The sequence below is a fragment of the Micromonospora sp. L32 genome (assembly GCF_052068055.1).
In the GTDB taxonomy this organism is placed as follows: domain Bacteria; phylum Actinomycetota; class Actinomycetes; order Mycobacteriales; family Micromonosporaceae; genus Micromonospora; species Micromonospora purpureochromogenes.
This window is the reverse complement of sequence record NZ_JBQHDD010000005.1, coordinates 54,467-77,598: the sequence shown is the minus strand read 5'-3', so window position 1 is coordinate 77,598 and position 23,132 is coordinate 54,467. Positions and strand designations below refer to the sequence as shown.

The following is a 23,132-nucleotide window of genomic DNA, read 5'->3' as shown; positions in this document are numbered from 1 at the left end:
TCGCGGCCTGACGGCAGTGAAGGAAGCCGGTGCGATTCCGGCGCGGTCCCGCCACTGTCACCGGGGAGCGATCCCCCCTCGCGCGTCACGGCCGTGTTCCTGCGGTTGGAAGGCCGGGGGAGAGCGTTGATCCGGAAGCCAGGATACTTCGGCCGTCGGAGCGACCCCAGGGCGTGGACACCCGAGGAGGACCCCGATGACGCGCAGCGTCTCCACCGCCGACGAGCTCCGTCGTACCCGTTCCGGGCGCGCTGACGCGCCCCTGCCCGGCCGCGCCGTCGCGCCGGCCGACCGTCCGGACACCCCGTCCGGCGCCCGCGCCCCGCGTTCCGCCGTTCACCGCTGACCGCCGCACCGTGCCGCCCACCGGTTCACCGCCGGTGATCCGCCCGGCGGCCCGTCGTACCCGCTGAACCGCGCCCGTCCCCTCGCCTCGCCCGACCGGCCCCGCGCCGGTCCGGGCGTCACTCTCCGGAGCCGTCCGTGCGCATCCTGCTGCTCTCCACCGCCGACACCGACCTGCTCGCCGCCCGCGCCAGCGGCGCCGACTACCGGCTGGCCAACCCCGCCCGGGTCGCCGCCGACGCCGTGCCGGCGCTGCTCGACGGCGTCGACCTCGCCGTCGTACGCCTGCTCGGCGGCCGGCAGGCGTGGCCGGACGGGCTGGCCGCCGTGCTCGCCTCGGGCGTGCCCACGGTGGTGCTCGGCGGCGAGGCGGTGCCCGACGCGGAGCTGATGGCCGCCTCCACGGTGGCCTCCGGAGTGGCCACCCAGGCGCTGTCCTACCTGGTCGAGGGGGGTCCGGAGAACCTGGCCGAGCTGGCCCGGTTCCTCTCCGACACGGTGCTGCTGACCGGCGAGGGCTTCGACCCGCCCGCGCCCACCCCCGCGTACGGGGTGCACGGCGACCGGGCCGCCGCGGTGTCGACGGCGACCCGCCCCACCGTCGGGATCGTCTTCTACCGGGCGCACGCCCTCGCCGGGAACACCGGCTTCGTCGACGTCCTCGCCGACGCGGTCGAGGCGGCCGGCGGCGACCCGCTGCCGATCTTCTGCGGCTCGCTGCGCGGGCTCACCCCCGGCGACGGGCCGCTGCCCCTCTTCGCCCGCTGCGACGCCCTGGTCGTCACCGTGCTCGCCGCCGGCGGTGCCGTCGCGGCGGACGCCTCCGGCGGGGGCGACGAGGATGCCTGGGACGTCGGCGCGCTCGCCGCCCTCGACGTGCCGATCGTGCAGGCGCTCTGCCTCACCAGCACCCGCGAGCAGTGGGCCGGCAGCGACGCCGGACTTTCCCCGTTGGACGCCGCGATGCAGGTGGCCATCCCCGAGTTCGACGGGCGGATCGTCACCGTGCCGTTCTCGTTCAAGCGCGTCGACGCCGACGGGCTCTCGGTCTACGCCGCCGATGCGGAGCGGGCCGCCCGGGTGGCCGGCATCGCCGTCCGCCAGGCCCGGCTGCGGCACGTGCCCAACGCCGACAAGCGCCTCGCCGTCGTGCTCAGCTCGTACCCGACCAAGCACTCCCGGGTCGGCAACGCGGTCGGCCTGGACACCCCCGCCTCGGCGGTACGGCTGCTCGCCGCCCTCGCCGACGCCGGTTACGACCTCGGCGACGAGCCGGTCCCCACCGACGGGGACGCGCTGATCCACGCGCTGATCGCCGCCGGCGGGCACGACGTCGAATGGCTCACCCCCGAGCAGCTCGCCGCCGCCGAGGCGCGGGTACCCGGGCAGACCTACCGGCGCTGGTTCGCCCGGGTGCCGGCGCCGCTGCGGGACCGGATGCGCACCCACTGGGGCGAGCCGCCCGGCGAGCTGTACGCCGACGGCGGCAACCTGGTCCTGGCCGGGCTGCGCTTCGGCAACGTGGTGCTGATGATCCAGCCGCCGCGTGGCTTCGGCGAGAACCCGATCGCCATCTACCACGACCCCGACCTGCCGCCCAGCCACCACTACCTGGCCGCGTACCGCTGGCTGGCCGCGCCGGTGGCCGACGGCGGCTTCGGCGCCGACGCGGTGGTGCACCTCGGCAAGCACGGCACGCTGGAATGGCTGCCCGGCAAGGGGCTCGGCCTCGCCGCCGACTGCGCCCCCGACGCCGTCCTCGGCGACCTGCCGCTGGTCTACCCGTTCATCGTCAACGACCCCGGCGAGGGCACCCAGGCCAAGCGCCGGGCGCACGCCGTCGTCGTCGACCACCTCGTCCCGCCGATGGCCCGCGCCGAGACGTACGGCGACCTGGCCAAACTCGAACAGCTCCTCGACGAGTACGCCACCGTCCAGGCGCTCGACCCGGCCAAGGTGCCGACCGTGCGGGCGCAGATCTGGGAGCTGGTCCGGGCCGCCGAGCTGCACCACGACCTGCACACCGATGACATGCCGGCCGCCGACGACTTCGACGACTTCGTGCTGCACCTCGACGGGTACCTCTGCGAGGTCAAGGACGTGCAGATCCGCGACGGGCTGCACATCCTCGCCGAGGCGCCCACCGGCGAGGCCCGGGTCAACCTCGTCCTCGCCGTGCTGCGCGCCCCCCAGGTCTGGGGCGGCACCCGCGCCCTGCCCGGCCTGCGCCAGGCGCTCGCCGCCGCGTACGGGCTGGACGAGCAGGACCTGCTCGCCGAGCCGGGACGGCGGATCGCCGTGCCCGAGCCGCTGACCGAGGCGGCCGACGGGCCGGCCGCCACCGCCGCCGACGCCGTCGACCTGGTCGAGGCCCTGGCCCGCCGGCTGGTCGTCGGCATGGAGACCCTCGGCTGGGACGCCGACAAGGTCGACGCGGTGGTCGAGGAGGTCACCGGCCGGGCGATCGGCGACGCCGCCGACGTGCTGCGCTTCGCCGCCCGCGAGGTGGTGCCCCGGCTGGCCCGGACCACCGACGAGATCGACCGGGTGCTCGGCGCGCTGGACGGCCGGTTCGTGCCGCCCGGCCCCTCCGGCTCACCCACCCGCGGCCTGGTCAACGTGCTGCCCACCGGCCGCAACTTCTACTCCGTCGACCCCAAGGCCATCCCGTCCCGCAACGCCTGGGACGTCGGGGTGGCCCTCGCGGACTCGCTGCTCGCCCGGCACCTCGCCGACACCGGCGCGTACCCCCGCTCGGTCGGGCTCACCGTCTGGGGCACCAGCGCCATGCGTACCCAGGGCGACGACATCGCCGAGGTGCTGGCCCTGCTCGGCTGCCGGCCGACCTGGGACGACCGGTCCCGGCGGGTCACCGGCGTCGAGGTGGTGCCGCTGGCGGAGCTGGGCCGCCCCCGGGTGGACGTGACCGTGCGCATCTCCGGCTTCTTCCGCGACGCCTTCCCGCACGTCGTGGCGCTGCTCGACGACGCGGTACGCCGGGTCGCCGCCCTCGACGAGCCGGCCGGGGAGAACTTCGTCCGGGCCCACGTGGACGCCGACCTCGCCGAACACGGCGACGCCCGCCGGGCGACCGCCCGGATCTTCGGCTCCAAGCCGGGGGCGTACGGGGCGGGGCTGCTGCCGCTGATCGACGCCCGGAACTGGCGCACCGACGCCGACCTCGCCGAGGTGTACGCCGTCTGGGGCGGCTACGCCTACGGCCGGGACCTGGACGGGCGGGAGGCGCGCGCCGACATGGAACGCTCCTTCGCCCGCATCGCCGTCGCCGTGAAGAACCAGGACACCCGCGAACACGACATCGTGGACTCCGACGACTACTTCCAGTACCACGGCGGGATGGTGGCGATGGTCCGCCACCTCACCGGCGCCGCGCCCGCCGCGTACGTGGGCGACTCGGCGATGCCGCACGACGTACGCACCCGCACCCTCGGCGAGGAGACCCGGCGGGTGTTCCGGGCCCGGGTGGTCAACCCGAAGTGGATCGCCGCGATGCGCCGGCACGGCTACAAGGGCGCGTTCGAGCTGGCCGCCACCGTGGACTACCTGTTCGGCTACGACGCCACCGCCGGCGTCGTCGACGACTGGATGTACGAGCACCTGGCCGCCGCGTACGTCTTCGAGGAGACCACCCGGGAGTTCCTGGAGCAGTCCAACCCGTGGGCGCTGCGCGGCATCACCGAGCGGCTGCTGGAGGCCGCCGACCGGGGCCTGTGGGCGGCGCCCGAACCGGCCACCCTCGACCGGCTCCGCGAGACGTACCTGGCCAGCGAGGGCGACCTGGAGGACCGGCAATGAGTGGCTACCCGTTCAGCGCGGTGCTCGGCATGGACGACATGCGCCTGGCCCTGCTGCTCAACGCCGTCTCCCCGGCCATCGGCGGGGTGCTGGTGCGGGGCGAGAAGGGCACCGCCAAGTCCACCGCCGTGCGGGCTCTCGCGGCGCTGCTGCCCCCGGTCGACCGGGTCGCCGGCTGCCGCTTCGCCTGCGACCCGGCCGCCGCCGACCCCGCCTGCCCGGACGGGCCGCACCCGGCCGAGCCGGCGGCCGAGCGCCGCCCGGCCCGCCTGGTCGAACTGCCGGTCGGCGCCGCCGAGGACCGGGTGGTCGGCTCGCTCGACCTGGAGAAGGCCCTCGGCGAGGGGGTACGCGCCTTCGAGCCGGGCCTGCTCGCCGCCGCCCACCGCGGCGTGCTCTACGTCGACGAGGTGAACCTGCTCCACGACCACCTGGTCGACCTGCTGCTCGACGCCGCCGCGATGGGCCGCTGCCACGTCGAGCGGGAAGGCGTCTCGGTCAGCCACGCCGCCCGGTTCCTGCTGGTCGGCACGATGAACCCGGAGGAGGGGGAGCTGCGCCCGCAGCTGCTCGACCGGTTCGGGCTCACCGTCGCCGTCGGCGCCAGCCGCGACCCGGCCGTCCGCGTCGAGGTGGTCCGCCGCCGGCTCGCCGCCGACGCCGACCCGGCCGGGTTCGCCGCCCGGTGGGCCGACGCCGACGCCGAGATCGCCCACCGGGTCGCCGCCGCCCGGCGGCGGCTGGACCGGGTACGGCTGCCCGACGCCGCGCTGCGCCAGATCGCCGAGGTGTGCGCCGCGTTCGACGTGGACGGGATGCGCGCCGACATCGTCACCGCCCGTACCGCCCTCGCGCACGCCGCCTGGCAGGGCCGGGACCGGGTGGGCGCCGAGGACGTCCGGGTCGCCGCCCGGCTCGCACTGCCGCACCGTCGCCGCCGCGACCCGTTCGACAGCCCGGACCTGGACGAGAAGCGCCTGGACGAGGCGTTGCGGCGGGCCCAGGACGAGCACCCGGACGACGACCCGCCTGGCGGCGGCCCGGCTGGCGGTGCCGGCCCCCAAGACGGTCCGGACGGCCCCGGCGGGGGCGGGGGCGAGGGCGGCCACCCGGCCGGCGGCCACGCCGACGACCACGGTCCCGGCGGTTCGGGCCCGGCAGGGCGCGGCGAACCCGGCTCGACCGAGGCCGACGACGACGGACGCTCCGGCGAACGGAACGACCGCCCCGACCCGGCCGGCCGCAGCGACGGCGGCTGGCCGGCGGACGACGACGACCGGTGGCTGGACCGTACCGACGGCGGTCCCGGCGACGGCCCCGACGGCGGCGACGGCCACGGCTCCCGCCCCGGAGGCGACGCGGGAGACGGCCGGACCGAGGGCCGGCCGGCGAGCGGGGCGCAGCCGGTGGCCGTACCCCAGGGTGGGTTGCGGGCCCGGCTGCTCACCGCGCCCGGGATCGGCGACGGCGTGCCGGGACGGCGCTCCCGCGCCCGGACCGGGCGCGGCCGGACCACCGGCGAGCGGGTGCCGGCCGGTCGGCCCGGCGCGCTGCACCTGCCGGCGACGCTGCGGGCCGCCGCCCCGCATCAGCCGGGCCGGGGCCGGCGCGGTGGCCCGCTGCTGCTGCGCCCGGACGACCTGCGCGAGGCGGTCCGGGAGGGACGCGAGGGCAACCTCGTGCTGTTCGTGGTCGACGCCAGCGGGTCGATGGGCGCCCGGCAGCGGATGTCCGCCGTCAAGGGCGCGGTGCTCGCCCTGCTCACCGACGCCTACCAGCGCCGGGACAAGGTCGCCGTGATCGCCTTCCGGGGCGCCGGCGCGCGTACCCTGCTGCCGGCCACCTCCTCGGTGCTGGCCGCCTCGACCCGGCTGGCCGAGCTGCCCACCGGCGGGCGCACCCCGCTGGCGGAGGGGCTGCTCGCCGCCGCCGAGCTGCTGCGGGTGGAGCGGCTGCGCGACCCGAAGCGCCGCCCGCTGGTGCTGGTCGTCACCGACGGGCGGGCCACCGCCGGCGACCGCCCGCTGGACCGGGCCGCCCGTGCCGCGGCGGTGCTCGCCGCCACCGGCGCGCCCAGCGTGGTCGTCGACTGCGAGTCCGGCCCGGTCCGGCTCGGCCTCGGTCGCCGCCTCGCCGCCCAGCTCGGCGCGGACCACCACCGCCTCGACACGGTCGCCACCGACCCCCTCCGCCAACTCGCCACCGGTCGGGCCTGCGCCTGCCGTGCCGGCACCCACCACAACTGCGCGAACGGACCCGCCACCACGACCAGAAGGAGCGCCTGATGCCGCAGGGCAAGCCGTCCACGGTGCCCGCCGACGGGCTGACCACCCGGCAGCGGCGCCACCGCCCGTTGCTGGTCGTGCACACCGGACAGATGAAGGGGAAGTCCACCGCCGCGTTCGGGCTGGCGCTGCGCGCCTGGACCGCCGGGCTGCCGATCGGGGTGTTCCAGTTCGTCAAGAGCGCCAAGTGGCGGGTCGGCGAGGAGAACGCCTTCCGCGCCCTCGGCGAGGTGCACGAGCGCACCGGCCAGGGCGCCCCGGTCGCCTGGCACAAGATGGGCGAGGGCTGGTCCTGGATCCAGCGCGGCGGCGCGGCCGACCACGCCGCCGACGCCCTGGAGGGCTGGCGGCAGATCCAGCGCGACCTGGCCGCCGAACGCTACGGCCTGTACGTGCTCGACGAGTTCACCTACCCGATGAAGTGGGGCTGGGTCGACGTCGACGAGGTCGTCGACACCCTCGCCGGCCGCCCCGGCTTCCAGCACGTGGTGATCACCGGCCGGGACGCCGACCCGCGGCTGGTCGCCGCCGCCGACCTCGTCGCGGAGCTGACCAAGGTCAAGCACCCGATGGACGCGGGCCAGAAGGGTCAGAAGGGCATCGAATGGTGAGCCCGGACGCGCCGTGGCCGCTGCCCCGGCTGGTGGTGGCCGCCCCGGCCAGCGGGCACGGCAAGACCACCGTGGCCACCGGCCTGCTCGCCGCGCTGCGCCGGCGCGGCCTGACCGTCAGCCCGCACAAGGTCGGCCCCGACTACATCGACCCCGGCTACCACGCCCTCGCCGCCGGGCGGCCCGGCCGCAACCTCGACCCCTGGCTGGTCGGCGAGGAGCGGATCGCGCCGCTGCTGCGGCACGGCGCGAGTGTCCCCACCCCCGCCGACGTGGCGGTCGTCGAAGGGGTGATGGGGCTGCACGACGGGGCGGTCGGCCGCGGGTCGTACGCCTCCACCGCGCACGTCGCCCGGCTGATCGACGCGCCCGTGCTGCTGGTCCTCGACACCACCGCGCAGGGCCGCTCGGCCGCCGCGCTGGTGCTCGGCATGCGCGCCTTCGACCCCGGCGTGCGCATCGGGGGAGTGCTGCTCAACCGGGTCGGCTCGCCCCGGCACGAGACCCTGCTGCGCGACGCCCTCGCCGAGGTGGGCGTACCGGTGCTCGGGGCGGTCACCCGGGCCGCCGAGGTGACCGCGCCGTCGCGGCACCTCGGGCTGGTGCCGGTCGCCGAACGGGCCCCCGAGTCGCTCGCCGTCGTCGACGCCCTCGCCGACCTGATCGAGTCCACCGTGGACCTCGACGCGCTGCTCGACCTCGCCCGGACCGCCCCGCCGCTGACCGTCGGAGCCTGGGACCCGGCCAGCGCCGTCGGCGGCCCCGCCGGCCGGGACCGTCCGGTCGTCGCGGTGGCCGGCGGCCCGGCCTTCACCTTCTCGTACGCCGAGACCACCGAACTGCTCGCCGCGGCCGGCGCCGTCGTGGTCCGCTTCGACCCGCTGCGCGACCCCGCCCTGCCCGCCGGCACCCGCGCCGTCGTCGTCGGCGGCGGCTTCCCCGAGGTGCACGTCGAGGCCCTCGCGGCCAACTCCGCGCTCCGCGCCGAACTGGCCGACTTCGACGGGCCGATCGTCGCCGAGTGCGCCGGCCTGCTCTACCTCGGGCGCTCCCTCGACGGGGTGCCGATGTGCGGGCGGCTGCCGCACACCGCCCGGATGACCGGCACGCTCACCCTCGGCTACCGGGAGGCCGTCGCCGCCGCCGACTCCCCACCGCACCGGGCCGGCGAGCCGGTACGCGGCCACGAGTTCCACCGCACCGCCACCGACCCCGGCCACGGGGACCGGCCGGCGTGGCACTTCGACGGCGGGCGGCACGGCTTCGTCGACGGCCGGGTGCACGCCTCCTACCTGCACACCCACTGGGCGGCGCACCCGTCGGCGGCCCGCCGCCTGGTCGAGGCGGCGGCCCGGTGAGCGCGCCGACGCTGACCGGGGTGGGCGTCGGCCCGGGCGACCCCGAACTGCTCACCCTCAAGGCGGTGCGGGTGCTGCGCGAGGCCGACCTGGTGGTCGTACCGGTGATGGACCGGCTGGCCGCGGACGGCGACGCGCCCCCCGGCCGGGCGGAGACCACCGTGCGCGCGCACGTCGATGCGGACCGGCTGCGCCGGCTGCCGTTCGCGCTGGACGACCGGGGCGGGGTGACCGCCCGCCGGGAGCGGGCCTGGGACGCCGCCGCCCGGGCCGTGGTGGCCGCCCTCGACGGCGGCGCCGCCTCGATCGCCTTCGCCACCATCGGCGACCCGAACGTCTACTCCACCTTCGGCTACCTGGCGCAGAGCGTCCGGGCGCTGCGGCCGGCCGTCGAGGTGCGCACCGTGCCCGGGATCACCGCGATGCAGGAGCTGGCCGCGCGCAGCGGCGTGCCGCTCTGCGAGGGCCGTGAGCCGCTCACCCTGCTGCCGGCCACCGCCGGGCTGGCGCTCGTCTCCGACGCGCTGGCCGGGCCGGGCACCGTCGTCGTCTACAAGGGCTGGCGGCGGCACCCCGAGCTGGTCGACGAGCTGCGCCGCCACGACCGGTTGCCGGACGCCGTGCTCGGCCGGTCGGTCGGCCTGCCCGGGGAGCGGATCGGGCCGGTCGACGCCGCCGCCGACGACCTGCCGTACCTGTCGACACTGCTGGTCCCGGCGCGCCGGGACCGCCGGGGAGGAAAACTGTGACGACCACCGGAAAGGTCTGGTTCGTCGGGGCCGGACCCGGCGCCGCCGACCTGCTCACCCTGCGCGCCGCCCGGGTGATCGGCGCCGCCGACGTGGTGATCTGGGCGGCCAGCCTGGTGCACGCCGACGTCCTCGCCCACGCCCGCGCCGACGCCGAGATCGTCGACTCGTCGCAGCTGCCGATCGAGGGGGTGCTGCCGCTGTACCGGCGGGCCGCCGCCGAGGGGCTGACGGTGGCCCGGATCCACTCCGGCGACCCGGCGCTCTGGGGCGCGGTGCAGGAACAGCTCGACCTGTGCCGGGCGCTCGACCTGGCCGTCGAGATCGTGCCCGGGGTGTCCTCGTTCACCGCGGTGGCGGCCATCGTCGGCCGGGAGCTGACCATCCCCGAGGTGGCCCAGTCGGTGATCCTCACCCGCCTCGAGGGCGGCAAGACGCCGATGCCGCCGGGGGAGCGGGTCCGCGACTTCGCCCGGCACGGCACCACGATGGCGCTGTTCCTCTCCGCCGCCCGCTCCGGGCAGGCGCAGGCCGAGCTGCTGGCCGGCGGCTACCCGCCGGACACCCCGGTCGTGGTGGCGTACCAGGCGACCTGGCCGGACGAGCTGGTGGTGCGCTGCGCGCTGGCCGACCTGGAGGCCACCGTCAAGGAGCACCGGCTCTGGAAGCACACCCTCTTCCTGGTCGGCCCCGCGCTCGCCGCCACCGGCACCCGCTCGCACCTGTACCACCCCGGGCACTTCCACACCTTCCGCCGGGCCGAGCCGGCCGCCCGCGTCGAGCTGCGCCGCGCCCGCGCCGCCGGGTCGGGGGACGGCCCCCGGTGACGTACGCCGAGCCGCCGCTGCGCGAGCCGGACCTGCCGCGTACCGCAAAGGTCCGGCCCACCGCGCTGCGTACCGGTTGGACCACCGGCGCCTGCGCGACGGCGGCGGCCAAGGCCGCGATGACCGCCCTGGTCACCGGTGTGCCGCAGCCGGAGGTGGAGATCGGGCTGCCCGGCGGCCGGCGGGTCAGCTTCCCGGTCGCCCGGTGCGACCTCACCCCGGCGCCGGAGGCGCGCGCCGAGGCGGTGGTGGTCAAGGACGCCGGCGACGACCCGGACGTCACCCACGGCGCGCACCTCACCGCCACCGTCTGCTGGCGCGCCGAGCCCGGCCTGGACCTCGCCGGCGGCCCCGGCGTCGGCACCGTCACCAAGCCCGGGCTCGGCCTCGCCGTCGGCGGCCCGGCGATCAACGAGACCCCGCGCCGGATGATCGGCCAGGCCGTGGCCGAGGTGGTCGACCTCACCGAGGTGGGCGTCCGGGTGGTGATCAGCGTGCCGGGCGGCGAGGTGATGGCCCGCAAGACCACCAACCGGCGGCTCGGCATTCTCGGCGGCATCTCGATCCTCGGCACCACCGGGATCGTCCGGCCCTTCTCCACCGCCTCCTGGCGGGCCAGCGTGGTGCAGGCGGTGCACGTGATGGCCGCCCAGGGCGAGTCGACCGTGGTGCTCTGCACCGGCGGGCGGACCGAGCGGGCCGCCCGGGAACTGCTGCCGGAACTGCCCGAGGTGTGCTTCGTCGAGGTCGGCGACTTCACCGGCGCCGCGGTCACCGCCGCCGTCGGCGACGGGATGACCGGGGTGGTCTTCGTCGGGATGGCCGGCAAGCTGGCCAAGCTCGCCGCCGGCATCCTGATGACCCACTACACCCGCTCCAAGGTGGACCTGTCGCTGCTCGGCGCGGTCACCGCCGAGGCCGGCGGCGACGCCGACCTGGTCGCGGCGGTCACCGCGGCGAACACCGGGCGGCACGCGTACGAGCTGTGGGAGGCCGCCGGCCTGCTCGGCCCCGCCGGGGACCTGCTCTGCCACCGGGTACGCCAGGTGCTGCTCCGCTTCGCCGAGCGGGCGGTCACCGTCGACGTGGCCATGGTCGACTTCGCCGGCTCCCGGGTCGTCGCCTCCTCGGGCCGGTGGGCCGCGTGAGCGCCATGCCGTCGCGGGACGGTGAGCCGGTCACTCAGGGTGGTGGCGGACGACGGCAATCCACCGGCGACCGATATGACTCTCAGTCATATTTATGCCTGACAGGAATACCGCTCACCGAAGACCTTCCTTCCGGCGCCGCCGTGACCGTGGTGGGGATCGACGCCGCCGGTCGGCCGGCGTACCCCGGGCTGGCCGAGGCGCTCGCCACGGCCGGGCTGGTGGTCGGGGGGGCCCGGCATCTCGCCGCCGTGCCGGTGCCGCCCGGCTGCCCGACCGTGACCCTCGGGCCGCTCACCCCCGCCCTGGACCGGCTCCGCGCCGCCGTCGCCGCCGGCGAGCACGCCGTCGTGCTGGCCAGTGGCGATCCCGGCTTCTTCGGCATCGTCCGGCGGCTGCGGGCGGCCGGGCTGCCGCTGCGGGTGCTGCCGGCGGTCTCCAGCGTGGCTGCCGCGTTCGCCCGCGCCGGACTGCCGTGGGACGGCGCCGCCGTGGTCACCGCGCACGGCCGCGACCCCCGGCCGGCGCTCAACGCCTGCCGCGCGCTGCCCGCCGTCGCGGTGCTCACCGCGCCCGGTGCCGGAGCGGCCGAACTCGGCGCCGGCCTCGTCGGCTGGTCCCGCCGCCTGGTGGTGGCCGAGCACCTCGGCACGGCCGACGAGCGGGTCACCTGGGCCACCCCCGAGGACGCCGCCAGCCGCTGCTGGGCCGACCCGCACGTCCTGCTCAGCCTCGCCCCGCCCGCCGGTGACGCGGACGCCGGGGCCGGGATGGGCCCGATGCGCGCGGACAACCAGCCGGCCGCCGCGCCGGCCGGCGGCTGGGCGCTGCCCGAGTCCGCGTACGCCCACCGGGACTCGATGATCACCAAGGCGGAGGTACGCGCCCTCGCGGTGGCCCGGCTCCGCCCCCGGCTCGGCCGGCTGGTCTGGGACGTGGGCGCCGGCAGCGGTTCGGTGGGCATCGAGTGCGCGCTGCTCGGCGCGGCGGTGATCGCGGTGGAACGCGACCCGCGGGCGCCGGTGCGGGCCAACGCCGCCCGGCACGGCGTCGACGTCCGGCTGGTGACCGGCTCCGCCCCCGAGGCGCTGCGCGGGCTGCCCGACCCGGACGCCGTCTTCGTCGGCGGCGGCGGCACGGACGTGCTCGCCGCGGTGGCCGAGCGCCGGCCGGACCGGGTGGTGGTCACCCTCGCCGCGCTGGACCGGGTCGCCCCCGCCGTTCACCTGCTGCGCGACGCCGGCTACGCGGTCGAGGGCAGCCAGCTCGCCGCCGCCCGCCTCGCCGACCTGCCCGGCGGCTCGCTGCGCCTGGCCGCCACCAACCCGGTGGTCGTGCTGACCGGAGAGCACCGGTGACCACGCCACTCACCCACCACACCGGACCCTCGCGGGGAGCACACGTGCACCAGACCGCACCACCCGACACCGTTCCGACCGGAGCCGACACCGCGCCCGGCCCGGCTGCGATCGTGCCCGGCCCGGTCGGGGACACGACCGTTGCGGCCGCGAGCCCGACGGTCGGGACCCCGGCCGGTCCCGCCAGCGTCGGGCTGGTCGCCGCCACCGCCGCGGGCCGGCGGCACGCCCGTACCCTCGCCGACGCCTGGCCGCACGCCCGGGAGATCCCCGGGGAGACGGTCGCCGACGCGCTGCGGACGGCCTGGGCGCAGTGCGACGCGGTGGTGGCGTTCCTGGCCACCGGGGCGGTGGTCCGGATCCTCGCGCCGCTGCTCGGCGACAAGCGCACCGATCCGGCCGTGGTGGTCGTCGACGAGGCCGCCCGGCACGCGGTCGCGTTGCTCGGCGGGCACGCCGGCGGCGCGAACGCCCTCGCCGCCGAGGTGGCCGTGCTGCTCGACGCCCGCCCGGTGGTCACCACCGCCACCGACGCGGTCGGCCTGCCCGGCCTGGACACCCTCGGTTGGCCGGTCGAGGGGGCGGTGGCCGCCGTCTCCCGGGCGATCCTCGACGGCGAGCCGGTCCGCCTCGACTCCGACGCCACCTGGCCGCTGCCGCCGCTGCCCGAGAACGTGCGCGCCGACGCGCCGGACGGCGGGTACCGGCTGCTGGTCACCGACCGGGTCGTGCCGCTGGACGGGCGGACCGCCGTGCTGCGCCCGCCGTCCCTGGTCGCCGGGATCGGCTCCAGCCGGGGCGTGGCCGCCGCCGAGGTGGCCGGGCTGCTGCGCCGGGCGCTCGCCGGGGCCGGGCTGGCCGAGGCCAGCCTGCGCTGCCTGGCCAGCGTCGACCTCAAGGCCGACGAGGTGGGCATCGTGGACACCGCCCGCGCGCTCGGCGTACCCCTGCGGACCTGGCCGGTGGCGGAGCTGGCCGCCGTCGAGGTGCCGCACCCCAGCGAGGTGGTCCGCGCCGCCGTCGGCACCCCCAGCGTCGCGGAGGCCGCGGCGCTGCGCGGCGGCGACGCCATCCTGCTGGTGCCGAAGACCGCCTCGGCGATGGCGACGGTCGCCGTCGCCCGGCACGCCCCGCGCGGCCGGCTGGCGATCGTCGGGCTCGGCCCCGGCGCGCCCGACCTGCGCACCCCGCGCGGGGTGGCCGAGTTGCGCCGGGCCGCCGTGGTCGTCGGCCTCGACCAGTACGTCGCGCAGGTCCGCGACCTGCTGCGGCCGGGCACCCGGGTGCTCGCCAGCGGGCTCGGCGCGGAGGAGGAGCGGGCCCGCGCCGCCGTCGCCGAGGCCACCGCCGGCCACGCGGTCGCGCTGATCGGCTCCGGCGACGCCGGGGTGTACGCGATGGCCAGCCCCGCCCTGGAGTACGCCGACGCCCGCGTCGACGTGGTCGGCGTGCCCGGGGTGACCGCCGGGCTGGCCGCCGCGGCGCTGCTCGGCGCGCCGCTCGGGCACGACCACGTCTACCTGAGCCTGTCCGACCTGCACACCCCGTGGGAGGTCATCGTCCGGCGGATCACCGCCGCCGCCGAGGCCGACCTGGTCGCGCTGCTCTACAACCCGCGCAGCCGGGCTCGGGACTGGCAGCTCGGTGAAGCGCTGGAGCTGTTCGCCGCGCACCGCCCGCCGGACACTCCGGTCGGCGTGGTGCGCAACGCCAGCCGCGCCGGCGAACGGGTCCACCTGGCCACCCTGGCCACCTTCGACCCGGCCCTGGTCGACATGTACGGCGTGGTGGTCGTCGGCAGCACCCGAACCCGGCTGGTCGCCGGCCGGATGGTCACGCCCCGGGGGTACCGGTGGCGGGGGTGATCATCGGCGCCTGCCAGGGCTGCGGCGCCTGCCTGCTCACCTGCCCGACGCACGCCATCCGGCCGACGCCGGGCGGCCTGACCGTCCGCGACGACCGCTGCACCGGCTGCCTGGAGTGCTTGGAGATCTGCCCGGTGGACGCCATCCGCGCCACCGCCGAACCACGAGGAGACCGATGACTTCGACCCCGACCACCGCCCCGCCCGTCGGCCGGTGGAGCCGCGCCGAGCGGGTCCGCCTCGGGGGCGTGGTGGCCGCCGTCGCCGCCCTGCACGTCGCCGGGTGGAGCCTCTACCTGTACTGGAACGACCAGCCGGCGGCTGCCGGCGGGCTGGCCGGCGCCGGCGCCCTCGCGTATCTGCTCGGGGTGCGGCACGCCTTCGACGCCGACCACATCGCCGCGATCGACGACACCACCCGGCTGATGCTGCTGCGCGGCCGCCGGGCGGTCGGCGTCGGCTTCTTCTTCGCCCTCGGGCACAGCGCGGTGGTGCTGCTGCTCGCCCTGGTGATCGGGCTCGCCTCGGCCACCATGACCGACGGCGGCCTGGCCGGCATCCGCGAGGTCGGCGCGGTGGTCGCGGCGGCCACCGCCACCGCGTTCCTGCTGCTGGTGGCGGTGCTCAACGCGGCGGTGCTGGCCGGGATGGCGAAGCTGTGGCGGCGGCTGCGCGCCGGCGCGCTGGACGAGTCCGAACTGGACCTGCTGCTGCTCAACCGGGGCCTGGTGCACCGGATCCTCGGCTCCCGCGCCCGGTCGCTGGTCCGCTCCTCCTGGCACATGGCCCCGGTCGGTTTCCTCTTCGGCCTGGGGCTGGAGACCGCCAGCGAGGTCACCCTGCTGTCGCTGTCGGCGAGCACCGCCGCCGGCGGCGGCCTGCCGGTGCTGGCCCTGCTCACCCTGCCGCTGCTCTTCGCCGCCGGGATGTCCGCCATGGACACCGCCGACAGCCTGCTGATGGCCCGCGCCTACTCGTGGGCGTACCGGCACCCGGCCCGGCGGCTCTGGTACAACCTGGCCACCACCGGGATGACCGTGCTGGTCGGTGCCCTGGTCGCCAGCGTCTACCTGGCCAGCCTGCTGGTCGACCAGCTCGGGCTGACCGCGCTGTCCGGGTACGCCGCGCTGGGCGACCACTTCGAACAGCTCGGCTACGCGGTGGTGCTGCTCTTCGTGCTGGCCTGGGTCGGCGCGGTGGTGCTGTGGAAGCTGCGCGGCCACGACCGGCGCTACGGCGGCGCGGCCGAGGAGCGACCGTGACCCGCGTCGTGCACCCCATCGAGCGGGAGTCGTACCGCATCCTGCGGGACCGGGTCGACCTGCGTCACCTGCCCCCGCTGAGCCGGGCGGTCACCGAGCGGGTGGTGCACGCCAGCGCCGACCTCGGCTACGTCACCGAGCTGGTCTGCGACGAGGCGGCGCTGGCAGGTGGGCTGGCCGCGCTGCGCGCCGGCGCGCCCATCGTGGCCGACGTCTGGATGGTCGCCGCCGGGATCACCGGGGCCGGTCGGGACATCGTCTGCCCGGTCGCCGAGCCGGCCGCCGCCGAGCTGGCCCGCGACACCGGCCTGACCCGCTCCGCGGCGGCGGTGCGCATCGCCCTGGACCGGGTCGGGCCGGGCGCCGTCTGGGTGGTCGGCTGCGCGCCGACCGCACTGGCCGAACTGATCACGCTCGACGCGGCGCCCGCCCTGGTCGTCGGGCTGCCGGTCGGCTTCGTCGGCGCCGCCGAGAGCAAGGCGGCGCTGCGGGCCAGCGGCCTGCCCGCCGTGTCCAACGTCGGCGAGAAGGGCGGCTCGGCGGTCGCCGCCGCCGCCCTCAACGCCCTGCTGTACCAGGAGGAGGCGCCATGACCGCGCTGGTCATCGTCGGGCACGGCACGCGCAGCGCGGCCGGGGTCGACCAGTTCACCGCGCTCGTCGACCGGGTCCGGCGGCGCGCCGCCGGCAGCGCCGGCGACGTCGAGGGCGGCTTCATCGAGCTGTCCCGCCCGCCGCTGACCGACGCGGTCGGCGCGCTGGCCGGCCGGGGCCACCGGTCGCTGGTGGCGCTGCCGCTGGTGCTCACCGCCGCCGGGCACGGCAAGGGCGACATCCCCGCCGCGCTGGCCCGCGAGCAGGACCGCCACCCCGGCCTGACCTACCGCTACGGGCGGCCGCTCGGGCCGCACCCGTTGCTGCACACCGCCCTGGCGGAGCGGATCGACGCCGCCCTGGCCGGGGCCGACCGGGCCGGCACCTGGGTGGCGCTGATCGGCCGGGGCTCCACCGACCCGGACGCCAACGCCGAGGTGGCGAAGGTGGCCCGGCTGCTCTGGGAGGGGCGCGGCTACGCCGGGGTCGAACCGGGCTTCGTCTCCCTGGCCGAGCCGTCCGTGCCGGCGGTGCTGGAGCGGCTGCGCCGGCTCGGCGCCCGGCGGATCGTGGTCGCCCCGTACTTCCTCTTCGCCGGGGTGCTGCCGGACCGGATCGTCGCCCGGTCGACCGAGTTCGCCGCCGCCCACCCCGACCTGGACGTGCGGGTGGCCGACCTGATCGGCGACTGCGACGCGCTGGCCGACCTGGTGCTGGAACGGCACGCCGAGGCGCTGCGCGGGGACATCCGGATGAACTGCGACACCTGCGCGTACCGGGTGCTGATGCCGGGCTTCGCCGACAAGGTGGGCCGGCCGCAGACCCCGCACGACCACCCGGACGATCCGGTGGGCGGCCATGAGCACCACCACCACGACGGGCACCAGCACCACGGGCACCACCAGCACGGCCAGGACCCCGGCCTGCGCCCGGGCCAGGTCGCCGTGGTGGGCGGCGGCCCCGGCCCGGACGACCTGATCACCGTACGGGGGCGGGCGCTGCTGGACGCCGCGGACGTGGTGGTGGCCGACCGGCTGGCCCCGCAGGGCCTGCTCGCCGGGCTGCGCCCCGGGGTGCTGGTGGTCGACGCGGCGAAGGTGCCGCGCGGGCCGTCGATGGGGCAGGACACCATCAACGACACCCTGATCGCGCACGCCCGCGCCGGCCGGCGGGTGGTCCGGCTCAAGGGCGGCGACCCGTACGTCTTCGGCCGGGGCCACGAGGAGGTCCAGGCCTGCGCGGCGGCCGGGGTCCAGACGGTGCTGGTGCCCGGGGTGAGCAGCGCGGTCGCCGCGCCGGCCCTGGCCGGTGTGCCGGTCACCCACCGGGGGGTCGCGCACGAGTTCACCGTCGTCTCCGGCCACCTGCCGCCCGGGCACCCGGACTCGCTGGTGGACTGGGCGGCGCTGGGCCGGGCCCGGGGCACCCTGGTGCTGATGATGGCGGTCGACACGGTGCAGAAGATCGCGGCGGTGCTCATCGAGCACGGCCGGGCGGCCGACACCCCGGTCCTGGTGGTGCAGGACGCCGGCCAGCCGGGTCAGCGGTCGCTGTCGTCCCGGCTGGACGAGGTGGGGGAGCTGGCGGCCCGGGAGGACGTCCGGCCGCCGGCGGTCTTCGTGGTGGGCCCGGTGGTCGGGCTGACCGGGCGCGCCCGGCCGGCCGATCCGGTTCCGTAGCCGCCGACCGGCCGCCCCGGACGGGTGGGACCTGCCGCGTGGCCCCGCCCGCCGGGGCCCCGGTCGACGTCAGCCCGTCAGCGCCCGGCCCAGCGCGTAGCCGAGGGTCGCGGCGGCCAGCCCGGCGGCCACGCTGAGCAGCACGTTGGCCAGCGCGTGGCGCCGGGCGCCGGCGCGGGCCAGCCGCAGCGTCTCGTAGCCGAAGGTGGACCAGGTGGTCAGCGCGCCGCAGAAGCCGGTGCCGACCAGGGCGGTGACGGCCGGCCCGGCGGGTACGGCGAGCAGCACGCCGAGCAGCAGCGAACCGGCCACGTTGACGGTGAGGGTCCCCCAGGGCAGCAGCGAGTCGTGCCGGGCCTGCACGGCCCGGTCGGTCAGGTAGCGCAGCGGCGCGCCGAGCGCCGCGCCGACGGCGATGAGCAGGACCGTCACCGGTCGACGTCCCGGTCCAGCAGCCGGGCGGCCAGCGCGTCCCCGACCCAGACCGCCAGCAGGCCGGCGACCAGCGTCGCCGCCAGGTACGCCAGCGCGACCGGCGCCGCCCCGGCGGTGACCGCCCGCTGGGCGTCCACCACGTACGCGGAGAAGGTGGTGAACCCGCCGAGCACGCCGACGCCGAGGAACGGGCGGACCAGCGGGGCCGCGTCACGCCGGCCGAGCACCGCCATCAGCGCCCCGATCAGCAGGCACCCGGTCACGTTGACGCAGAAGGTCGACCACGGAAAGCCGGTGGGCGGGTGCGGCAGCGCCGCCTGGACGCCCGCCCGGGCCAGCGCGCCGAGCACCCCGCCGGCGGCGACGGCGCCGAGCACGGCCGCCGGGCGTGCGCCCAGCTCGCGCCGGTCGGCGGGTACGCGCAGGTCGACGTCGGGGTCGATGCGCCGGGGTGCTGACACCCGTCCTCCCATCAGTGAACGGACCACCGGTCGACCCCGGGCGCAGGGCCTGACCTGCCCGATCGGGTCCACCATACGGTCGTCGGCGGTTGCGTCGGTTCGGCGTGGAGCACCGCCCGCGCCGCGCCGCGTCGGTTTCGGCTGACGGGCGTCGGGGCACAACCGCGCGACAACGATCGTCGAGAGGGGGTTCGTGATGGCGGGAAGCAGCACCACAGCCGGCACACGCGCGGCGGGGGACGGGGAGAAGAAGGGGTCCCATGGCGGTCGCCGGCGGCCGGACGGCCCGCCGTTCCGCAAGCCCGGGTGGCCGAAGGCGTACTCGTTCGCCCTGGTCACCGGCGCGTTCTTCCTCCTCTCCTGGGGCGGTCAGTTCATCTTCCAGATGGTCGTGGAGAGCAACGAGGCCAGCCAGCACGGGCAGTCCTTCGCCTGGAGCGAGTTCCTGCCGCAGTTCTTCGCCTCGACGCTCGAGAACTGGCAGTCGGAGTTCCTCCAGCTGATCTGGCAGGCCGCCGGGCTGGCGCTGTTCTACCACTGGGGATCGTCGCAGTCCCGCGAGTCCGACGAGCGCATCGAGGCGAAGCTCGACGCCCTGCTCCGGGACCGGAACCTGGACCCGCAGAACCCCTGACAGCGGTCGGCGGACGAGCCACGGCGGGCCCGGCCGGACCATCCGCCCCGGCCCGGCCCGTCGGGGAATCAGTTCGCGTCGGGCAGCGGGCGGGCGGCCAGCCCACCGAGCAGCGCGCCCTCGACCGCGGTCAACGTCACCACCCCGCTGGACACCTCCGGCGTCCAGCCGATCCCGTCCGCCAGCGCCAGCCCGGCCAGGTGCCCACCCCAGACCAGTGCGGCCAGCACCGCGCCGGCGACCGGCAGCCGCAGCGCCGCGTCCGGGCCGCGTACCGCGTCCGACCGGCACAGCACCAGGTCGGCGAGGGCGGCGCCGGCGACCGCGCCGACCGCGCCCCAGGCCTGCGGCACCGGGAACTCGAACATCACCAGGGCGAACAGCGCCACCCCGGCGACCACGGCGGTGGCCGCCCCGGGCGTCGCCCGGCGGCGGTGCGACAGCAGGAACGGCACGCCGATGACCACCGTGGTGACCAGGTACGCGTCCACGCCGAGGACGGCCGCCTGCTGGGCACCGGAGGCCCCCGTCTCCCGGGTGGCGGCGGCGCTGAGGAACGCCGAGGAGTGGCCGAGCAGAATCGTGGTGGCCATCGTGCCGAGCGCCAACGAGGCGAGCCCGGTAGCCGCCCGCGCCCCGCCCTCCCGGCTGGCCCACCAGGAGCGCAGCGGGCTCGTCAGCAGCAGCACCGCCCCGCCGTCGAGGAGCAGGTGACTGGGGCTGAACTCGGCGTCCAGCCCGACCTCCACCCCGAGCGTCTCGTGCCACACCAGGTCGGCCAGCCCGCCGGCGGCGAAGACCGCGACGCCGATCGCGCCCACCCGGTACCCCCGCGGCCAGCCGTCGCGCCACCACCGCGGCGCGCGATCCCGACGCCGGTACGCCAGCCAGCAGATCCACCCCGCGCTGCCGGCGAAGCCGGCGTACAGCAGGCCGTGCCACGGCGTGAAGAAACCCTCGATGGTCTCGAGCAGGCTGGTGTGCGCCCACCCGTCGGCCAGCGCCCCGCCCACCAGGCACGCGCCGAGCAGGACGGCGACCAGGTCCTCCCGCCGGCTCGTCGGGGCCACCCCCGCCCGCCCGCCGATGCCCGCCGGTGCCGTGTCGGTACGCGTCATCGTCGCCACCCTCCCACGCCGTGTGCCACCCTGCGCCATTGTGCCGCTTCGCTGCGTGATGGGGCGGCAGGCTCATCGACCGTCGCCGCGCTGGTCGGCCGTCCGGGGCGGGGCGTACGGTACGCAACGTCGCCTCGGCGCGGACCCGCGCCGGTACCCGCGCGCACAGGAGGCACCGTGCAGGACCGCACCCCCTCGCCGGAGGAGCTGGAACCCGTCGAGCGGGTCGGCGTCGACGAGCTGCGTGCGTTGCAACTCGACCGGCTGCGCTGGTCGCTGCGGCACGCGTACGACAACGTGCCGCACTACCGGCGGGCGTTCGAGGCGGCCGGCGTGCACCCCGACGACTGCCGGGAGCTGGCCGACCTGGCCCGGTTCCCGTTCACCGGCAAGGCGGAGCTGCGGGAGAACTACCCGTTCGGCATGTTCGCGGTGCCCCGCGAGCAGGTGGCGCGGCTGCACGCGTCCTCCGGCACCACCGGCCGGCCCACCGTGGTCGGCTACACCCGCGAGGACCTGCGTACCTGGGCGCGGCTGATGGCCCGCTCGATCCGCGCCTCCGGCGGGCGGCCCGGCGACCGGGTGCACGTGGCGTACGGCTACGGCCTGTTCACCGGCGGCCTGGGCGCCCACTACGGGGCCGAGGAGCTGGGCTGCACCGTCATCCCGGTCTCCGGCGGGATGACCGAGCGGCAGGTCCTGCTGATCCGCGACTTCCAGCCCGAGGTCATCATGGTCACCCCCAGCTACATGCTGGCCATCGTGGACGAGATGGAGCGGCAGGGCGTCGACCCGCGCGCCACCTCGCTGCGGGTCGGCATCTTCGGCGCCGAGCCGTGGACCGAGGACATGCGCCGGGAGATGGAGCAGCGCCTCGACATGCACGCGGTGGACATCTACGGCCTGTCCGAGGTGATGGGCCCGGGGGTGGCCACCGAGTGCGTGGAGACCAAGGACGGGCTGCACCTCTGGGAGGACCACTTCTATCCCGAGATCATCGATCCGGTCACCGGCGCGGTGCTGCCCGACGGCGAGCAGGGCGAGCTGGTGCTCACCTCGCTGACCAGGGAGGCGATGCCGGTCGTCCGCTACCGCACCCGCGACCGCACCCGCCTGCTGCCCGGCACCGCCCGGCCGATGCGCCGGATCGAGAAGATCACCGGCCGGACCGACGACATGATGATCGTGCGCGGGGTGAACGTCTTCCCGACCCAGATCGAGGAGCTGATCCTGCGTACCCCCGCGCTGTCGCCGCACTTCCAGTGCGTGCTGGCCCGCGAGGGGCGGATGGACACCCTGACGGTCAAGGTGGAGCGCCGCACCGGAGTCGGCGTCGAGGAGGCCGCCCGCGCCGGCCGGGCCCTGGTGGAGCAGGTGAAGAACACCATCGGGGTCAGCGTGGCGGTGGAGGTGATCGCGCCGGACGGGGTGGAGCGCTCGATGGGCAAGATGCGGCGGATCGTCGACCAGCGGCGGGTGGGCTGAGATGGCGGAGAACGGCCGGGTCGCGGCGGGGCGTACCGCCGCGCACGACATGTTCGACGCGGACGTGGCCTCCCGCGCCCTGGGCATCGAGCTGGTCTCCGCCGGTGACGGCGCCGCGGTGGCCCGGATGCGGGTGACCGCGGCCATGCTCAACGGGCACGCCATCGGCCACGGCGGCTTCGTCTTCCTGCTCGCCGACACGGCCTTCGCGCTGGCCTGCAACAGTCACGGCCCGGCCACGGTCGCCGCCGGCGGCGAGATCAGCTTCCTGCGCCCGGTGCGCGAGGGCGATCTGCTGACCGCCCGGGCCACCGAACGGACCCGCTACGGTCGCAGCGGCATCTACGACGTCACCGTCTCCCGGGGTGACGAGGTGGTCGCCGAGTTCCGGGGCCGCAGCCGGACGCTGGACCGCGGGACCGGGGGCTGACCGCGCGGCGTGCCCCCCCGCCGTCGGCGGTCTCCGGCACGATGACCGGATGACACACATCGTGCTCTTCCATTCCGTGTACGGGCTCCGGCCGGCCGTGCTGGCCCAGGCTGACCGGTTGCGCGCGGCCGGGCACCGGGTCGTCACCCCCGACCTCTACGGTGAGCCGCCCACCGACACCGTGGAGGCGGGTTTCGCGCTGTTCGACAAGATCGGCCACGACGAGGTGCTGCGGCGGGGCCGGGCCGCGCTGGCCCCGTTGCCGCCCGAGACGGTGCTGGCCGGCTGGTCGATGGGCGCGGGGGTGGCCGGGGCGCTGCTGGCCGAGCGGCCTGACGCCGCCGCGCTGCTGCTCCTGCACGGCACCGGCGCCGACCCGGCCGCAGTCCGCCCGGGCCTGCCGGTGCAACTGCACCTCGCCGACCCCGACGAGTACGAGACGCCGGAGGAGGTCGCCGAGTGGCAGCGGGCGATGACCGGGGCGGGGGCGCGGCTGGAGGTGTTCCGCTACCCGGGGGCCGGGCACCTCTTCACCGACCCGGACGTGCCGGACCACGATCCGGGGGCCGCCGAGCAGACCTGGGAGCGGGTCCTAACCTTCCTCGCCGGGCTGCCCGGCCCGTCGGCCGACTGACCCGGCCGTCCACCGCGCTACCCGCCCGCCGGTCGGCCGC

The 23,132-nt window shown here is 76.8% G+C and carries 20 protein-coding genes and 1 riboswitch; of the genes, 17 read left to right on the top strand and 3 right to left on the bottom strand.

Annotated elements, in window-relative coordinates:
• Window positions 1-19 precede the first annotated feature (19 nt).
• A riboswitch (cobalamin riboswitch) is annotated at window positions 20-149 on the top strand.
• A 334-nt stretch (window positions 150-483) separates the two neighbouring features.
• The 13 genes from cobN (at window position 484) to cobA (ending at window position 17,895) form a co-directional block, all read left to right on the top strand.
• Window positions 484-4,161 (top strand): cobaltochelatase subunit CobN, encoded by a 3,678-nt coding sequence (cobN, locus tag ACTMTB_RS15220; RefSeq protein WP_441146090.1) that lies wholly within the window; start codon window positions 484-486, stop codon window positions 4,159-4,161.
• Window positions 4,158-6,446 carry a putative cobaltochelatase gene (locus tag ACTMTB_RS15215; protein WP_441146088.1) on the top strand — a complete coding sequence of 763 codons (2,289 nt, stop codon included), beginning with the start codon at window positions 4,158-4,160 and terminating at the stop codon, window positions 6,444-6,446. The genes cobN and ACTMTB_RS15215 overlap by 4 nt, the downstream gene beginning before the upstream one ends.
• Window positions 6,446-7,057 (top strand): cob(I)yrinic acid a,c-diamide adenosyltransferase, encoded by a 612-nt coding sequence (cobO, locus tag ACTMTB_RS15210; RefSeq protein WP_441146086.1) that lies wholly within the window; start codon window positions 6,446-6,448, stop codon window positions 7,055-7,057. Before ACTMTB_RS15215 ends, cobO begins: the two co-directional genes overlap by 1 nt.
• Window positions 7,051-8,415, top strand: coding sequence for a cobyrinate a,c-diamide synthase (locus ACTMTB_RS15205; RefSeq protein ID WP_441146084.1), 1,365 nt, complete (start codon window positions 7,051-7,053; stop codon window positions 8,413-8,415). Before cobO ends, ACTMTB_RS15205 begins: the two co-directional genes overlap by 7 nt.
• Window positions 8,412-9,164 carry a precorrin-2 C(20)-methyltransferase gene (cobI, locus tag ACTMTB_RS15200; protein ID WP_441146082.1) on the top strand — a complete coding sequence of 251 codons (753 nt, stop codon included), beginning with the start codon at window positions 8,412-8,414 and terminating at the stop codon, window positions 9,162-9,164. The genes ACTMTB_RS15205 and cobI overlap by 4 nt, the downstream gene beginning before the upstream one ends.
• Complete coding sequence (cobM, locus tag ACTMTB_RS15195; protein ID WP_441146080.1) at window positions 9,161-9,991, top strand: precorrin-4 C(11)-methyltransferase; 831 nt, start codon at window positions 9,161-9,163, stop codon at window positions 9,989-9,991. The genes cobI and cobM overlap by 4 nt, the downstream gene beginning before the upstream one ends.
• Window positions 9,988-11,139 carry a cobalt-precorrin-5B (C(1))-methyltransferase gene (locus ACTMTB_RS15190; protein ID WP_441146078.1) on the top strand — a complete coding sequence of 384 codons (1,152 nt, stop codon included), beginning with the start codon at window positions 9,988-9,990 and terminating at the stop codon, window positions 11,137-11,139. Before cobM ends, ACTMTB_RS15190 begins: the two co-directional genes overlap by 4 nt.
• Window positions 11,140-11,144: 5 nt before the next feature.
• Entirely contained in the window at window positions 11,145-12,497 is a 1,353-nt protein-coding gene (gene cbiE, locus ACTMTB_RS15185) for a precorrin-6y C5,15-methyltransferase (decarboxylating) subunit CbiE (protein ID WP_441146801.1), read from the top strand.
• 194 nt (window positions 12,498-12,691) lie between these two features.
• The gene (cobJ, locus tag ACTMTB_RS15180; protein WP_441146799.1) at window positions 12,692-14,362 is read left to right on the top strand and encodes a precorrin-3B C(17)-methyltransferase; all 1,671 of its coding nucleotides are present in this window, start codon (window positions 12,692-12,694) and stop codon (window positions 14,360-14,362) included.
• On the top strand, window positions 14,350-14,541 hold the full coding sequence (locus tag ACTMTB_RS15175) for a 4Fe-4S binding protein (protein ID WP_441146076.1): 192 nt from the start codon (window positions 14,350-14,352) through the stop codon (window positions 14,539-14,541). Before cobJ ends, ACTMTB_RS15175 begins: the two co-directional genes overlap by 13 nt.
• On the top strand, window positions 14,538-15,623 hold the full coding sequence (locus tag ACTMTB_RS15170; protein WP_441146074.1) for a HoxN/HupN/NixA family nickel/cobalt transporter: 1,086 nt from the start codon (window positions 14,538-14,540) through the stop codon (window positions 15,621-15,623). The genes ACTMTB_RS15175 and ACTMTB_RS15170 overlap by 4 nt, the downstream gene beginning before the upstream one ends.
• Window positions 15,620-16,216 carry a precorrin-8X methylmutase gene (locus ACTMTB_RS15165; protein WP_280836586.1) on the top strand — a complete coding sequence of 199 codons (597 nt, stop codon included), beginning with the start codon at window positions 15,620-15,622 and terminating at the stop codon, window positions 16,214-16,216. The genes ACTMTB_RS15170 and ACTMTB_RS15165 overlap by 4 nt, the downstream gene beginning before the upstream one ends.
• Complete coding sequence (cobA, locus tag ACTMTB_RS15160) at window positions 16,213-17,895, top strand: uroporphyrinogen-III C-methyltransferase (protein WP_441146072.1); 1,683 nt, start codon at window positions 16,213-16,215, stop codon at window positions 17,893-17,895. The genes ACTMTB_RS15165 and cobA overlap by 4 nt, the downstream gene beginning before the upstream one ends.
• Before the next feature lie 69 nt (window positions 17,896-17,964).
• Here cobA and crcB read toward each other — a convergent pair whose 3' ends face one another.
• Window positions 17,965-18,327, bottom strand: a complete 363-nt coding sequence (gene crcB, locus ACTMTB_RS15155) for a fluoride efflux transporter CrcB (RefSeq protein ID WP_441146070.1) — start codon at window positions 18,325-18,327, stop codon at window positions 17,965-17,967.
• Window positions 18,324-18,803, bottom strand: coding sequence for a FluC/FEX family fluoride channel (locus ACTMTB_RS15150; protein WP_441146068.1), 480 nt, complete (start codon window positions 18,801-18,803; stop codon window positions 18,324-18,326). The genes crcB and ACTMTB_RS15150 overlap by 4 nt, the downstream gene beginning before the upstream one ends.
• 184 nt (window positions 18,804-18,987) lie before the next feature.
• Between ACTMTB_RS15150 and ACTMTB_RS15145 the strand changes: the two genes are divergently transcribed.
• On the top strand, window positions 18,988-19,425 hold the full coding sequence (locus ACTMTB_RS15145) for a DUF6766 family protein (RefSeq protein ID WP_441146066.1): 438 nt from the start codon (window positions 18,988-18,990) through the stop codon (window positions 19,423-19,425).
• Window positions 19,426-19,493: 68 nt separating this feature from the next.
• Here the strand turns inward: ACTMTB_RS15145 and ACTMTB_RS15140 are convergent, their stop codons facing one another.
• Entirely contained in the window at window positions 19,494-20,543 is a 1,050-nt protein-coding gene (locus ACTMTB_RS15140; protein WP_441146064.1) for a hypothetical protein, read from the bottom strand.
• A gap of 177 nt (window positions 20,544-20,720) precedes the next feature.
• On the opposite strand from ACTMTB_RS15140, the gene paaK reads away from it, so the two are divergent.
• The 3 genes from paaK to ACTMTB_RS15125 are packed head-to-tail and all read left to right on the top strand — an operon-like array spanning window position 20,721 to window position 23,092.
• Complete coding sequence (gene paaK, locus ACTMTB_RS15135) at window positions 20,721-22,028, top strand: phenylacetate--CoA ligase PaaK (RefSeq protein ID WP_441146062.1); 1,308 nt, start codon at window positions 20,721-20,723, stop codon at window positions 22,026-22,028.
• A 1-nt stretch (window position 22,029) separates the two neighbouring features.
• Window positions 22,030-22,458 carry a hydroxyphenylacetyl-CoA thioesterase PaaI gene (gene paaI, locus ACTMTB_RS15130; protein WP_441146060.1) on the top strand — a complete coding sequence of 143 codons (429 nt, stop codon included), beginning with the start codon at window positions 22,030-22,032 and terminating at the stop codon, window positions 22,456-22,458.
• Between the two features lie 49 nt (window positions 22,459-22,507).
• Complete coding sequence (locus ACTMTB_RS15125; RefSeq protein ID WP_441146058.1) at window positions 22,508-23,092, top strand: dienelactone hydrolase family protein; 585 nt, start codon at window positions 22,508-22,510, stop codon at window positions 23,090-23,092.
• Window positions 23,093-23,132: the final 40 nt, after the last annotated feature.